We start from the raw sequence: 12,659 nt of genomic DNA on the forward strand, positions 1-12,659 counted from the left end.
TGCTGACGTTGAAACGTCTCTTTGCGTGGGGTTTGTCTTTCGTTCTGCCCTCCATGGCTGCTGCCGCGGATACCCTCCTGATCGTTTCCATCGATGCGCTGCATCCTGCTGCATTGAGCGTGGACAACTCGCCGACACTGCAGGCCTTGATGCAACCTGGGTATTACACCCTGCAGGGCAGGAGTGTCGAACCGCCGAAAACCCTGGTTGCGCATACGGCGATGATGACTGGCCTGCCGCCGGTGCAAAACGGCAAGATCGACAATCAATGGCGGCCAGGCGATCCGCAAGTCGATAAGCCAACACTCTTCGATGATGGACGTCGGCTGGGCTATCAAACTGCCTATTACTATTCAAAGCCCAAGCTGGGTTACCTGGTCAATCCTGCGGTGGGCGAACATGCGCTTGATCCGGATGGCGGTATCGAGCGGGTGCGGGCCTTTTTTCGACATACTGGGAAGCGCTTTGCCTTCCTGCATGTCAGCGGCCTGGAATGGGTGGGCACCGATTCTGGCTGGCTTTCGCAAGCGTATCTCGATGAACTGAAAGACATCGACGCGGCATTGGCACCGCTATTCCATGAGGTGAGCCGCCGCGGCAAGTACGCCATCGTCGTAATCAGTGACCATGCCGGCCATGACAAACTCCACGGCACCAATCATCCAGAGGATTACAAGCTCCCATTGATCGTGAGCGGTAACCTGGCCCAATTGCCCAAGCTTCCCGCAGCTGAATGGTCATTGACAGAGTTGCGCTCTTTGTTTCGTGAGCTGGCTCGCTGAGTGCTTACAATGCAAAAAGGCGGATCGAACCCATGCCCCCCTCTGGCTCACCCAGGCCATCGCCATCGCAGCATGAGCGAATCTACGCAATCTGGGTTGAAATATGGCACTGATCGAAGTCGACAATCTTGCCGTTGAATCAGGGGGGCGTCGGATCCTTGAGGGCATCGACCTGACTATCGAATCTGGCTCGGTCCACGCGCTGGTCGGCGCCAACGGTTCGGGCAAGACCAGCCTGGCGCGGCTGCTGATGGGCGCCGAGGGCTACCACGCCGTCGCAGGAACCGTGCGTTTCGAAGGTGCCGATCTTCTGACCCTGCCCATGCACGAGCGCGCGCGGCGCGGCATCGCCATCGCCTGGCAGGAACCGGTGGTCATCGAAGGCCTGACCGTCGCCGACTATCTCGGCTGCGGGCCGGTCAGGCAGCCGGCCGCCGCCTGCCTCGAACAGGTGGGCCTCGATGCGGCGGACTACCTGCCGCGTCCGCTCGACGCCCGCCTCTCCGGCGGCGAGCGACGGCGCATCGAACTGGCCGCCGTGCTGAGCCTTGCGCCGAAACTGGCCATCCTCGACGAGCCGACGGCGGGCATCGACCTGTCCTCGCTGCCGCTGATCGAGGCGGCGATTCCCGCCCTGCGCCAGGGCGGCGCGGCGGTGCTGCTGATCACCCACGAGGAGGCGCTCGCGCGCCAGGCCGACGTGGCCTCGCAGATCTGCGCCGGCCGCATCGTTTGCAGCGGCGATCCCGAACGCGTGGTGGAGCGCTACAAGCGCCGCCTCTGCGACCGCTGCGACGGAGGCAGCTGCCATGGCTGATCTGACGCATCTCCGGCAGGCCTTCGCCCTGATCGGCGAAGACCCGGCCCGCGTGCTCGCGCCCGGCACCGCGCACCTGATCGCCCAGGGCCACGAAATCGTCAGCCAGCAGGCGATCCCCGGCGTGCGGCTGGAAGCCCGGAGCGAGGAGGGAATCGTCAAGGCGCGGCTGGAAATCGCGCCGGGCGCGCGCATCGCCCAGCCGATCCACCTGTGCTTCGGCCTGTTCGAGCGCTTCGGCAGCCAGAACGTCGATCTCGAAGTCAGGCTGGGCGAGGATGCCCGCGCCACGGTCTGGTCGCACTGCTTGTTCACCCTGCCGCAGGCCGCGCTCCACGCGATGAACGCGCGCATCGAACTGGCAGCCGGCGCCCAACTCGTCAGCAACGAGACCCACTATCACGGCCTCTACGGCCGCATCGAGGTGATCCCGCGCGCGACGGTGCAGGTCGGCCCGCGCGCCCGCTACGCCGCCGACTTCGTGCTGGTGCAGGGGCTCGTCGGCCGGCTCGACATCGACTACGCGGTGGCGGTGGCCGAGGACGGCGTCGCCGAGCTGACCAGCAAGGTCTATGGCCACGCCGCCGACCGCATCCGCATCCGCGAGGCGGTGAGCCTCGACGGCGCCCGCGCGCGCGGCCTGGTCAAGACTCGCGTCGCCGTGGAGGACGAGGCCGACGCGGAAATCGTCGGCGCCACCTACGGCAACGCCGCCGGTGCCCGCGGCCATGTCGATTGCATGGAGATCGTGCGCGGCAAGGCGACCGCGCGCGCCGTGCCCGAAGTGCGCGTCAGCCACCCCGAGGCCAAGGTGACCCACGAGGCGGCGATCGGCAGCGTCGACGCCCGCCAGCTCGAAACCCTGATGGCGCGCGGCCTCGCGCCCGACGAGGCGGTGGATCGCATCGTTCTGGGCATGCTGCGCTGAAAACCCGACGAGGAGACGAAATGAACCCGCCCGCCCCGAAAATGGAATTCCACGTCGCCGCCAAGCGCCTCGACGCGCATGGCAGCGTCGCGCAGTGCAAGGACGCCGAACTCGTGCTCGACACCGATCTGGCCGGCCGGCGTGACGCCTTCAATCCCGCCGAGCTGCTGCTCGCGGCGCTGGCCGCCTGCATGCTCAAGGGCATCGAGCGCGTGACGCCCATCCTCAAGTTCCGGCTGCGCGGCGTCGAGGTCAAGGTGCATGGTGTGCGCCGCGACGTGCCGCCGGGCCTGGAGTCGATCGACTACGAGATCCTCGTCGATACCGACGAGGACGACCGGCGTCTCGAACTGCTGCATGAGAATGTGCGGCGCTACGGCACGGTGTTCAACACCGTGGCGCCAGGAACGCAGCTTTCCGGAACGCTGCGGCGGGCGGCTTGAATCCGCCTCCCCCTGTTCCCGCATCACCGGCACCGGCAGGTTACTGCCGGGAGAGCCGATCGTCTGGTTGGCTTGATTGAGAACTCACCCTAGGCCAGTTCCTTGCTACAAGGTGGCCTGAGTGTAAGAAAGCGTGGGGGTGTGCCGACTAATGGTCAGCAGGTGAGAAATCCTGCCCTCGCAATGACCAACCCAAAGGAGACTCAAATGAACAAAACCATGACCGCCGCTTCCCTCGCCATCGCCCTCGGTACCGCCATGACCATCGCTGCCAGCCCGGTCGCCGCACAACAGATGGCCGACAAGGAGAAATGTTACGGCGTCGCCCTCAAGGGCAAGAACGACTGCAAGGCGGGTGCGGGTACTTCCTGCGCTGGCACCTCGGTGCGGGACCACCAGGGTAATGCCTGGATGATGGTGCCGAAAGGCACCTGCGAGAAAACGCCGTCGAAGACTTCGCCGACCGGCTACGGTCAGCTGAAGGAATTCAAGGAAAAGAGCGCCTGATCATGGCCAACCCGACACTGCTTGGCGCAACGGCGCTGCCGAGGGCCGGCGGCGTCGGGTTGAAGCCGGAGCATTTCCGGACGATTCTCGAGACGCGGCCCGCCATCGGTTTCTTCGAAATCCATGCCGAGAACTACATGGTGGCCGGCGGTCCGTTCCATCATTATCTCGAACGCATTCGCGCCGACTATCCGCTGTCGATCCACGGCGTCGGCCTGTCCATCGGCGGCGAAGGGCCGCTGGACGAGGCGCATCTGGACCGGCTGGCCAGCTTGCTCGACCGCTACCAGCCGGAATCCTTCTCCGAACACCTGGCCTGGTCGAGCCACGGCGGGACGTTCTTCAACGATCTGCTGCCGGTGCCCTACACCCCAGTGAGCTTGCAACACGTCTGCGATCACATCGACCGCGTGCAGGAGCGCCTCCAGCGCCGCATGCTGCTGGAGAACCCGGCGACCTATGTCGAATTCGCCGCCTCGACGATGACCGAGGCCGAGTTCATCGGCGAAATCGTCAAGCGCACCGGCTGTGGACTGCTGCTCGATGTCAATAACGCCCATGTCGCCTGCACCAACCATGGCCGCGATCCGTATACCTACCTCCGCGCGCTACCGCTGGCCGCAGTGGGCGAAATCCATCTCGCCGGTTTTGCCGAGGATGTCGACGCGAGTGGCGATCGTCTGCTGATCGACAGTCACGGCGCTGCCGTCGCGGGCGATGTCTGGGATCTCTATGCAGAAGCGCTGGGCTACGTCGGCCCGATGGCGACCCTGATCGAGCGCGACAACAATATTCCGGCACTGGCTGTGCTGCACGCCGAAGCGCGTCATGCCGAAGCGATGATGGCGGCGCTGGATATCGATGAAAGGCGGTGAGCATGAGCGCCCATGCCGATTTTTCCGCCGTCCTGCTAGCGTCGACTTTTGGCTGTCCGCCGGGACTGATGACCTGGAACGGTTCCGATCCGGCGAAGCGCTTTGCCGTCTATCGCAACAACGTCATCGTCGGACTGGTCGATGCGCTCGCCGATAGTTATCCAGTGGTGCAGGCGCTGGTCGGTGAGGAATTCTTCCGCGCCATGGCGGCCGAGTTCGTGCGCGCCTCGCCGCCCGCCTCGCCGGTGCTCGCCTGGTATGGCGCGGGCTTCGCCGACTTCATCGCCGACTTTCCGCCGACGGCGGGACTGCCCTATCTGGCCGACGTGGCGCGGCTCGAATGGCTGCGCGTCGAAGCCTGGCACGCGGCCGATGCCGTGCCGCTGGCGAATGAAGTGCTGAACGACTTGCTTGCCGAGGCGCACACTTTGCCGACGATGTGCTTTGCGCTGCATCCGGCCTTGCGGGTGATGCGCTCGGCATATCCGGTAGTCTCGCTCTGGGCGGCGCATCAGGCCGACGACCCTGCCGCCGCTCTCGGCACGGTCGACATGGGCCGCGGCGAGGCCGCCGTGTTGCTACGACCCGCTCTCGATGTCGACATCGTGCGCATCGAACCGGACGCCGCCGTTTTCATCAGCCGTCTGCTCGCCGGCGAGACCTTCGGCGCGGCAGCGGCCGATGGGGATTTCGATCTTCCCGCAACGCTGGGCCTGCTGATTCGCTGCGGTGCCATCGTTGCCACCGCGAGGAGCCCCGCATGAAAGCCATCGCGCTCGTGCGCCACCTCATCGGTTTGTTCGGCCGGATTCCCGATGACGCCATCGCCTTGCTCGGCCGCTTCTCCATCGCGGCGATCTTCTGGAAGTCGGGCCAGACCAAGGTGCAGGGCTTTGCCCTGGACATCGTCTCCGGCGAGTTCCAGTTCGGCTGGCCGCGGCTGTCGGATTCCGCCGTCGATCTGTTTCGCGAGGAGTATCGCTTGCCGCTCCTGCCACCGGAACTCGCGGCGTTGATGGGGGCGACGGCCGAGCACCTCTTCCCGGCGCTGATCCTGATCGGTCTGGCGACGCGTTTTTCCGCGCTGGCCCTGCTCGGTATGACGGCGACGATCCAGTTTCTGGTCTATCCTGACGCTTATCCGACGCACGGGGTGTGGGCCACGGTGCTGCTCTACCTCGTTGCGCGCGGGCCGGGGCGTCTGTCGCTCGATCATCTGCTGGCGAGCCGGTTCGGATCGCACCGTCGAAAGGAGACGAGGATGGCATGAACGATCCTGATACCAGTGTCGGCAGTTCGACTTTCCTCGTGGAAGTGCGCCGCGACATGCTGCGCTTCGCCACCCTGCAATTGCGTGACGAGCAACTCGCCGAGGACGTGGTGCAGGAGGCGATGGTCGCCGCGCTCGACGGCGAAAAGCAGTTCGCCGGCCGTTCCGCCGTGAAAACCTGGATTTTCGCGATCCTGCGCAACAAGATCGTCGATGCCATCCGCCAGAAAGCGAAGAGCGTGAATTTCAGCGCGCTGCTGCCGGAAGAGGCCGAACTGGAGGAAACCTTCGAGTCCCAGTTCAAAGCCAATGCGCACTGGCGGCCGGAGGAGCGACCCGCCGATTGGGGCGATCCCGAGGCCGCCTTGCATCAGGAACAGTTCTGGACAGTATTCGAGGCCTGCCTGAAACACCTGCCGGAAAACACGGCGCGCGTCTTCATGATGCGCGAGTTCCTCGAATTCGATACGGCCGAAATCTGCCGGGAGCTGAATCTCAGCACCAGCAACTGCCATGTGATCCTGCATCGGGCGCGCAATGCGCTGCGGCGCTGCCTGGAAACGAGCTGGTTCGCCACGGGAGCCTCGTCATGTTGAGCTGCAAGGAAGTCACCCATCTGCTTTCCGAGGGGCAGGATCGCAAGCTATTCCTGCGCGAGCGGTTTGCGCTGGAAATGCATCTGGCGATGTGCAAGGGCTGTACGAACTTCCGCAAGCAGATGGATTTTCTGCGCACAGCCTGCCGGCGCTATGCCGGCAAGGCGATCGACGACAGACATGAGTCGGAGCGGTGAGCCGTCCCGCCAGCGCCGACTTTGCGAGGTGAGTCGGCGCCCGGAGGGACGTCCTGATTTCCGCCAGCGCTGACTTTGACGCTGCATCCTTTTCGGCGATGATTCGTCACCGTTGCTGGATCAACTTTGGAGTTTTTCATGACCGCACTCGCCTTGCAGCTCAAACGCTTCTCCGACCGCCAGCCATGGCTTTTCCTCGCCGTCGCCGCTGCGCTCTGGTTCGCGCTCTACCAGACCCTGATCCCGCTCTCCGAGGCGCTGGTCGGCCTGCTGCCGGTGGCGCGCGACAGCCATCTCGGCGGCGCGCTGCAATTCTTCTTCTACGACACGCCCAAGGTGCTGCTGCTCCTGACCGGCATCGTCTTCGTCATGGGCATCGTGCATACCTTCGTCTCGCCCGAGCGCACGCGCGCCATGCTGTCCGGCCGCCGGCTCGGCGCGGGCAATGTCATGGCCGCGACCCTGGGCATCGTCACGCCGTTCTGCTCCTGCTCGGCGGTGCCGCTGTTCATCGGCTTCTTGCAGGCCGGCGTGCCGCTTGGTGTCACCTTTTCGTTCCTGATCTCCGCGCCGATGGTCAATGAGGTCGCGCTCGCCATGCTGTTCGGCCTGTTCGGCTGGAAGGTCGCCGCGCTCTACCTCGGTCTCGGCCTCCTGGTCGCCATCGTTGCGGGTCTCGTGATCGGCGAACTGAAGATGGAGCGCCATCTCGAAGACTGGGTGGCGGCGCTGCAAAATTCGCAAGGCGCGGGCGCGGTCGAACTGCCGCAGCTCTCCTGGGGCGAACGTATCGAGCAGGGCTTCCATCACGTGCGCGAGATCGTCGGCAAGGTCTGGCCCTACATCCTCGCCGGCATCGCGCTCGGTGCTGGCATTCATGGCTACGTGCCCGAGGACTTCATGGCCTCGATCATGGGCAAGGACGCGCCCTGGTGGTCTGTGCCGGCGGCTGTCGCCATCGGCGTGCCGATGTACACCAACGCTGCCGGCATCATTCCCGTCGTCGAGGCGCTGATGGGCAAGGGCGCGGCGCTCGGCACCGTGCTCGCCTTCATGATGAGCGTGATCGCGCTGTCGGCGCCCGAGATGATCATCCTGCGGAAAGTGCTGAAGCCCCGGCTCATCGCCACCTTCGCCGGCGTCGTCGCGGCGGGCATCCTGCTGGTGGGTTACGTCTTCAACCTGGTGCTGTAAGGCATGCGGACCGGATGGCTTGCCGCCATGGTTCTGGTGGCTGCGGCAGTCGCGCTCGCCAGCTGCGGCCGTGAAGCGCCGGTGCCGCCTTCGCCTGGCGTCGCGCTGGTCGCCAGCGCGACCGCCTCGGGGCTGCCGACCATCGTCGAATTTGGCGCCAAGACCTGTGCCTCCTGCCGCGAGATGGCGGTCATCCTGGACGGCGTGGCGAAGAAGACGGCCGGCCGCGCGCATGTGCTGCTCATCGACATCAGCCAGGATTACGCGGCCGCCCAGACCTTCGAGATTCGCCTGATGCCGACCCAGGTGTTCTTCGATGCACAGGGCCGCGAGACCGGCCGCCACATGGGCAAGCTTACCGAGGCCGAGATCATGGCGCGGCTCGGTCTATCCTCGTGAGTGAAAGCGAAGCGCTGATCGCCGCCTATCCGGCAGCCGCGGCCGCCACGGCCCTGCTGGCCGGCCTCGCCTCGTCGGTGTCGCCCTGCACGGTCGCCGCCGTGCCGCTGGTGGTCGGCTATGTCGGCGGTTACGCCGACGGCAGCCGGCGCCGCGCCATCGCCTATTCCGCCGCCTTCGCGTTCGGCATGGCGCTCGCCTTCACCGCCATCGGCCTCGCCATCGCGCTGGCCGGCGCGGTGTTCCTGCCGGCCGGCGGTTTCTGGCGCTGGGTGTTGATCCTGCTGGCGCTGGCCGCCGGCATCAGCCTGTTGAGCGGCAAGGGACTGCCCGGACTGGGCAAGGCGCAGTGCGGAGCGACCGCACCTCGAACGCGACACTGGCGCGGTATGTTCGGTGCTTTCGTCACCGGTGCGCTGTCGGGTTTCGTGTTCGCGCCCTGCGCCACGCCGGTGATGGTCGGCATCCTGGCCCTGATCGGCAATCAGCAGGATGTCGTCTTCGGCACCGGGCTGATGTTCCTCTACGCGCTCGGCCACAGCGCGCTGCTCTTGGCCGCAGGCAGTTCCATCGGCTTCGCCCAGTGGATCGCCCGCGCGCGCTGGGCGGAGCGCTTCAATTGGGTGTTTTCACGGCTGGCTGGCTTGCTGCTGGTCGGCTACGGACTCTATCTGCTTGCCGAAATGCGGGGCATCCTCGGTTGATCCGCCGTCCCGCCAGCGCCGACTTTTAAGCTACCAGCGTATCGATGTCCTCGGTTCGCATCGCTGTCCCGCCCATCGCGTAGATGTTCAGATACTTGAGGCAGATCACGCGCAGGCAGGACGAGAGGTTCTTGTCGTTGGCCACCAGGCAGCCATCCAGCACCCGTTCGATCAGGCGCGGGACGGTGAGACCGCAATCCTGCGCCATCGCTTCGAGCACATTCCAGAACGCGCGCTCCAGCGCCACCGTGGTACTGTGACCATGCAGGCGAAAGCCACGCTTTTCCGGAATGAACTCGTTGATTTGCGCGGTCGTGCAGGAGTTGAACATGTGATCGAGGAAATCGCGCGTCTCGCAATAGATATTCATCGTCTCTCCTCTTCCGGCCGTAGCCAGTTTGTTGGTTGTTGGCAATAGATACTACCTCAGGCAAAGAGGGCTGCCGTAAGTTTCGTCCCACAACAAAGAGGAGGTGTCATGGAGTTTTTCAAGAAGACGCTCGATCCGATCATCGCGCTCGCCGCGATAGCGGTGCTCGACATCTTCATGTTCCTGATCATGGGCGCATGGACGGTCGGCGGCGGCGAGACGATGATGACGGGGCTCATCGCCAAAGGCATGATCGGCGACGAACTGGAACGGCTGCCGTTCTGGAGCATCGTCTTTCCGGTGCATGGCGATTACTGGAAGATCTACATCAGCCTCGGCATGCTGTTCGGCGCCTTCGTCGGCGCGGTGCTCTCCAAGGAGTTCTACTTGCGCGTGCCGCGCCATCTCTCCGAGTGGCTGCTGATCACCATCGGCGGACTCCTGATGGGCTTCGGCATCCGGCTCGCCTACATCTGCAACGTGTCGACCTTCTTCGGCCTGATGCCGGAGATGAACATGGGCGGCTACCTCGCGATGTCCGGCATCCTCGCCGGCGCCTGGGTGGGTTCGCTGATCTACAAGAAATTGTTGGAGGCCGAATGATGACGCCCGTTGCCGAATGTTTCGTCGCTTTCCTGTTCGGCTCGGTGGCCGGACTGCTGATGCAGCGCTCGCGCTTTTGCAACACCGCCGCGCTGCGCGACGCGATCATGTTCAAGACCTACCGCAACACCAAGGCCATGCTGGTGGCGATGATGATCCTCACCATCGGCTTCACCGGCTTCATGTCGCTCGGCGCGGGACACCCCTTGCAGTTCGACGTCGGCCTGAACACCTTCGCCGGCCTGTTCCTGTTCGGCATCGGCATGGTGTTCGCCGGCGCCTGCACGGTGTCGACCTGGGTCAAGACCGGCGAGGGCAATCTCGGCGCGCTGTGGGCCTTGATTTTCACCTTCGTCGGCATGTTCCTGTTTTCGCTGGTCTGGTCGGCGAGCTGGTGGCCGCCGGCGCCGCAGACCATGACCGGTCAGATCAACGCGCCGGCGCTGCAGCTGGGCTTCGCCAACGCGCAGACGCTCGGCGAGAAATTCGGCGTGCCGGCCATCGTCTTCGGGCTGGTGCAGACTGTGGTGCTGTTCGGCCTGTATCGGGGCATCCTGAAGCGCGAACGCGCCCAGCACGCCGAGCACGAAAAGCACGAACGGGAACACGCCAGGAAAAAAGCCGAGAAAGCGGCCAAGGCGGCCGCAGCCAATCAAACCGCTTGAGGAGGAAATAACATGGGATTGTTCGGATCGAAAAAGAAAACCGAGGAAGCCGTTTCCGGCGGCACGGCCAGGCTCTCGGATGGGTCGGAAATCAAAATCGCGCGCCAGGTCGATTGCCTGGGCGTCTCGTGCCCACGCCCGCAACTGATGACCAAGAAGGCCATCAATGAAATCGCCATCGGCGAGGTGATCGAGGTGCTGGCCGACAATCCCTCGTCGGTCGAGGCGCTGCCGCCGATGTGCGACGAACTCGACGCCACGCATCTGGAAACCATCAAGGCGCCCAACTGCTGGCGCATCTACATCCGCAAGGACTGACGCCATGTGGCAACGACTGCTGCTGCGCTTTCTCGTCGTCTGCTCCGCCGTGGTGAGCATCGGCGGCATCCTCTGGATGACCTTCGCACCACCGCCTGGCATGAAGGCGACCAAGGACGGCGTGCCCTATTTCACGCCGCCGGTCGTCCATCCGGTGACCGGCGAGGCGATTCCGCTCGAGACGCTGGTGCGCCATTACAAGGGAGAGAAGTGATGGATGCGCAAACCCTCTGGCATGCCGGCCTGTTTTGTCTGGCGATGGGCATGATGTATCTCGCATTCTTCAGCGATTCGCTATGAGAGCTTGTGAAAAATTCTGCTGCGCGGCCCGCTGGCTGCGTTGCGCGGTGTTGGCTTCGGCCGCTTCGCTTAACCTCGGCTGCGCCGAGGTTAGCCTACGCCGAAACTTCGTTTTGGCTTCGCCGAAACTTCGTTTTCGCTCCCTCGCCTAACTCCATGTTATGTCTCGGTCGCTGCGCTCCGTGCGCCTTGCCATCGGCCCGCTCGCGACGAATTTCTTCACAAACTCTGAGGAACCGGCCATGCTCAATCGCACCAGTGTGATTTTCTGTTCCGTCAGCATCGTCGTCGCGTCCGTCGCCTGCATCGGTGGTTACCAGCTCGCCGCATTGCCCAAGGCCAGCATCGCCGCAGCCAAGGTGCCGGTACCGCCCGAAACCCTGCCCGAGCTCGATCTGCCCGGCTTCGGCAAGGTGAGTGTGCTCGACCTGATGGGTTACTACATCGACAACCCGCCCGCGCCCGTCAATGCCGGCGGTGGCGCGGCCGCGGCGCCGAAGCGCTTCGGCGGTTGCTGACGATGCGCACGCTGCTCGCCGCCTTCGCACTCGTCGCCGCGCCGGTGCTCGCGGCGGCCGATTTCGGCAGGGTGCAAAAAGTCGGCGCTGGTGAGACGGCAGTCGTCATCGACGTGCGGCCGCTCGACCAATGCACGCAATCCGCGCTGCCCGGCGCCCGCTGCCTGCCGCCGAGCGAATTTCTCAGCCAGCGCGGCCAGCTACCGAGCGAGCGCGACCTTCTCTGGCTGCTCGGCACGGCGGGACTGACCGGCGGCGAGCATGTCGTCGTCGCCGGAGATGCGGCCAGCGCGCGCGAGTTCGTCGCCGGACTGCTGTATCTGTCCGGCCAGAAGGACGTGCGCGTACTCGATGCACCGCTCACGCCGCTCGTCGCGGCACGCCGCGATGCCGCGCCGGGGCAGGAACGCGCGCTGATCCGTTCCGCCGTCTTCACAGCGCCGATGCGCGATGCGCTGTGGATCGTCGATCGGCGCGAGATCGGCGCCGACACGGCAGACTCGATCGTCGCGCCCGATGCCTACACGGCGATCCGCCGCTTTACGCGCCGCCTGATCGACACCGGCGAAGCCATGCGCGTCGGCTGGGCGCTCACCGAGGAGAAACGATGAAGCTGCTGTTCCATGTCACGACTGCCGAAAGCGGCCGCCTGCTCAAACCGCTCGTCATGGCCGCACGGCGCGCCAATGCGAGTTTCGCCGCCTTCTTCACCCACGAAGGCGTGAAGACGCTCGAAGACGCCGATCTGCTCGCCGCGCTCGCCGGCAGCCGCGCAGTGGTCTGCGAGGAATCCTGGCACCGCTTCTGCCCGGGGCGGGAATGCTTGGTGGAGAACGGCAGCCAGACGATCAACAGCGCGCTGATGGCCGAAGCGGAAAGGGTGGTGAGCCTGTGAGCGAAAAGAACATCCTGGTGCTGGCGCGCCGCGACCACGCCGAGGCAATGCGTGTCGCCGCAGGGCTGACCATCTTCGGCCACCATGTCGATCTCGTGTTCATGGATCACCCGGTCGAAGAGTCGGCCGAAAACGCCGCCAACGCCGAGCTGCTGGAAATGTGCGACATCGCGCCCAAAACCACCGTCGCGGCGATGGCCGATGACCTGCCGCTGCTCGATGCCGCCGCGCTGGCCACCGCCATGCAGTCTGCCGACATCACCCTATCGCTGTAAGCG

Annotated in this window: 22 protein-coding genes; 21 read left to right on the top strand and 1 reads right to left on the bottom strand. The window is 64.8% G+C overall.

Going from position 1 to position 12,659, the window contains the following annotated elements; genetic code table 11:
- The first annotated feature begins 8 nt into the window (after positions 1 to 8).
- The 13 genes from M52SOB_RS00195 to M52SOB_RS00255 all read left to right on the top strand — a co-directional run bounded on the left by M52SOB_RS00195 (position 9) and on the right by M52SOB_RS00255 (position 8,712).
- The gene (locus tag M52SOB_RS00195; protein WP_131109744.1) at positions 9 to 782 is read left to right on the top strand and encodes an alkaline phosphatase family protein; all 774 of its coding nucleotides are present in this window, start codon (positions 9 to 11) and stop codon (positions 780 to 782) included.
- A 103-nt stretch (positions 783 to 885) separates the two neighbouring features.
- On the top strand, positions 886 to 1,599 hold the full coding sequence (locus tag M52SOB_RS00200) for an ATP-binding cassette domain-containing protein (RefSeq protein WP_131109746.1): 714 nt from the start codon (positions 886 to 888) through the stop codon (positions 1,597 to 1,599).
- Entirely contained in the window at positions 1,592 to 2,527 is a 936-nt protein-coding gene (locus M52SOB_RS00205) for a SufB/SufD family protein (protein WP_131109748.1), read from the top strand. Before M52SOB_RS00200 ends, M52SOB_RS00205 begins: the two co-directional genes overlap by 8 nt.
- Before the next feature lie 20 nt (positions 2,528 to 2,547).
- Complete coding sequence (locus M52SOB_RS00210; RefSeq protein WP_131109750.1) at positions 2,548 to 2,970, top strand: OsmC family protein; 423 nt, start codon at positions 2,548 to 2,550, stop codon at positions 2,968 to 2,970.
- Positions 2,971 to 3,177: 207 nt separating this feature from the next.
- On the top strand, positions 3,178 to 3,477 hold the full coding sequence (locus M52SOB_RS00215; protein WP_131109753.1) for a BufA1 family periplasmic bufferin-type metallophore: 300 nt from the start codon (positions 3,178 to 3,180) through the stop codon (positions 3,475 to 3,477).
- A 2-nt stretch (positions 3,478 to 3,479) separates the two neighbouring features.
- Positions 3,480 to 4,352: an MNIO family bufferin maturase gene (bufB, locus tag M52SOB_RS00220; RefSeq protein WP_131109755.1), complete on the top strand. Its 873-nt coding sequence runs from the start codon at positions 3,480 to 3,482 to the stop codon at positions 4,350 to 4,352.
- A 2-nt stretch (positions 4,353 to 4,354) separates the two neighbouring features.
- Positions 4,355 to 5,116 (top strand): HvfC/BufC N-terminal domain-containing protein, encoded by a 762-nt coding sequence (locus M52SOB_RS00225; protein ID WP_131109757.1) that lies wholly within the window; start codon positions 4,355 to 4,357, stop codon positions 5,114 to 5,116.
- A complete protein-coding gene (locus tag M52SOB_RS00230; protein WP_131109759.1) occupies positions 5,113 to 5,622 on the top strand; it encodes a DoxX family protein in 510 nt (169 codons plus the stop codon). Before M52SOB_RS00225 ends, M52SOB_RS00230 begins: the two co-directional genes overlap by 4 nt.
- Positions 5,619 to 6,218 carry a sigma-70 family RNA polymerase sigma factor gene (locus tag M52SOB_RS00235; RefSeq protein WP_131109761.1) on the top strand — a complete coding sequence of 200 codons (600 nt, stop codon included), beginning with the start codon at positions 5,619 to 5,621 and terminating at the stop codon, positions 6,216 to 6,218. Before M52SOB_RS00230 ends, M52SOB_RS00235 begins: the two co-directional genes overlap by 4 nt.
- Positions 6,212 to 6,415 (top strand): zf-HC2 domain-containing protein, encoded by a 204-nt coding sequence (locus tag M52SOB_RS00240; protein ID WP_131109763.1) that lies wholly within the window; start codon positions 6,212 to 6,214, stop codon positions 6,413 to 6,415. The genes M52SOB_RS00235 and M52SOB_RS00240 overlap by 7 nt, the downstream gene beginning before the upstream one ends.
- 138 nt (positions 6,416 to 6,553) lie before the next feature.
- The gene (locus M52SOB_RS00245; RefSeq protein ID WP_131109765.1) at positions 6,554 to 7,609 is read left to right on the top strand and encodes a permease; all 1,056 of its coding nucleotides are present in this window, start codon (positions 6,554 to 6,556) and stop codon (positions 7,607 to 7,609) included.
- Between the two features lie 3 nt (positions 7,610 to 7,612).
- Positions 7,613 to 8,008: a thioredoxin family protein gene (locus M52SOB_RS00250; RefSeq protein WP_131109767.1), complete on the top strand. Its 396-nt coding sequence runs from the start codon at positions 7,613 to 7,615 to the stop codon at positions 8,006 to 8,008.
- Positions 8,005 to 8,712 (top strand): cytochrome c biogenesis CcdA family protein, encoded by a 708-nt coding sequence (locus M52SOB_RS00255; protein WP_172601700.1) that lies wholly within the window; start codon positions 8,005 to 8,007, stop codon positions 8,710 to 8,712. The genes M52SOB_RS00250 and M52SOB_RS00255 overlap by 4 nt, the downstream gene beginning before the upstream one ends.
- 25 nt (positions 8,713 to 8,737) lie before the next feature.
- On the opposite strand, the gene M52SOB_RS00260 is transcribed toward M52SOB_RS00255, so the two are convergent.
- Positions 8,738 to 9,082 carry a ribbon-helix-helix domain-containing protein gene (locus tag M52SOB_RS00260; protein WP_131109771.1) on the bottom strand — a complete coding sequence of 115 codons (345 nt, stop codon included), beginning with the start codon at positions 9,080 to 9,082 and terminating at the stop codon, positions 8,738 to 8,740.
- Between the two features lie 48 nt (positions 9,083 to 9,130).
- On the opposite strand from M52SOB_RS00260, the gene M52SOB_RS00265 reads away from it, so the two are divergent.
- The 8 genes from M52SOB_RS00265 (at position 9,131) to M52SOB_RS00300 (ending at position 12,656) form a co-directional block, all read left to right on the top strand.
- On the top strand, positions 9,131 to 9,685 hold the full coding sequence (locus M52SOB_RS00265) for a YeeE/YedE thiosulfate transporter family protein (RefSeq protein WP_284155254.1): 555 nt from the start codon (positions 9,131 to 9,133) through the stop codon (positions 9,683 to 9,685).
- On the top strand, positions 9,682 to 10,350 hold the full coding sequence (locus M52SOB_RS00270) for a YeeE/YedE thiosulfate transporter family protein (RefSeq protein WP_131109775.1): 669 nt from the start codon (positions 9,682 to 9,684) through the stop codon (positions 10,348 to 10,350). Before M52SOB_RS00265 ends, M52SOB_RS00270 begins: the two co-directional genes overlap by 4 nt.
- A 12-nt stretch (positions 10,351 to 10,362) precedes the next feature.
- The gene (locus M52SOB_RS00275) at positions 10,363 to 10,668 is read left to right on the top strand and encodes a sulfurtransferase TusA family protein (protein WP_131109778.1); all 306 of its coding nucleotides are present in this window, start codon (positions 10,363 to 10,365) and stop codon (positions 10,666 to 10,668) included.
- Positions 10,669 to 10,672: 4 nt separating this feature from the next.
- Entirely contained in the window at positions 10,673 to 10,882 is a 210-nt protein-coding gene (locus tag M52SOB_RS00280; protein ID WP_131109780.1) for a hypothetical protein, read from the top strand.
- Positions 10,883 to 11,210: 328 nt separating this feature from the next.
- Entirely contained in the window at positions 11,211 to 11,486 is a 276-nt protein-coding gene (locus M52SOB_RS00285; RefSeq protein ID WP_131109782.1) for a hypothetical protein, read from the top strand.
- 2 nt (positions 11,487 to 11,488) lie between these two features.
- A complete protein-coding gene (locus tag M52SOB_RS00290) occupies positions 11,489 to 12,097 on the top strand; it encodes a rhodanese-like domain-containing protein (protein WP_131109784.1) in 609 nt (202 codons plus the stop codon).
- Positions 12,094 to 12,381 carry a hypothetical protein gene (locus tag M52SOB_RS00295; RefSeq protein ID WP_131109786.1) on the top strand — a complete coding sequence of 96 codons (288 nt, stop codon included), beginning with the start codon at positions 12,094 to 12,096 and terminating at the stop codon, positions 12,379 to 12,381. The genes M52SOB_RS00290 and M52SOB_RS00295 overlap by 4 nt, the downstream gene beginning before the upstream one ends.
- A complete protein-coding gene (locus tag M52SOB_RS00300) occupies positions 12,378 to 12,656 on the top strand; it encodes a hypothetical protein (protein WP_131109788.1) in 279 nt (92 codons plus the stop codon). Before M52SOB_RS00295 ends, M52SOB_RS00300 begins: the two co-directional genes overlap by 4 nt.
- Positions 12,657 to 12,659: the final 3 nt, after the last annotated feature.

The sequence above is a fragment of the Sulfuricystis thermophila genome, assembly GCF_004323595.1.
GTDB classification, from domain to species: Bacteria; Pseudomonadota; Gammaproteobacteria; order Burkholderiales; family Rhodocyclaceae; genus Sulfuricystis; species Sulfuricystis thermophila.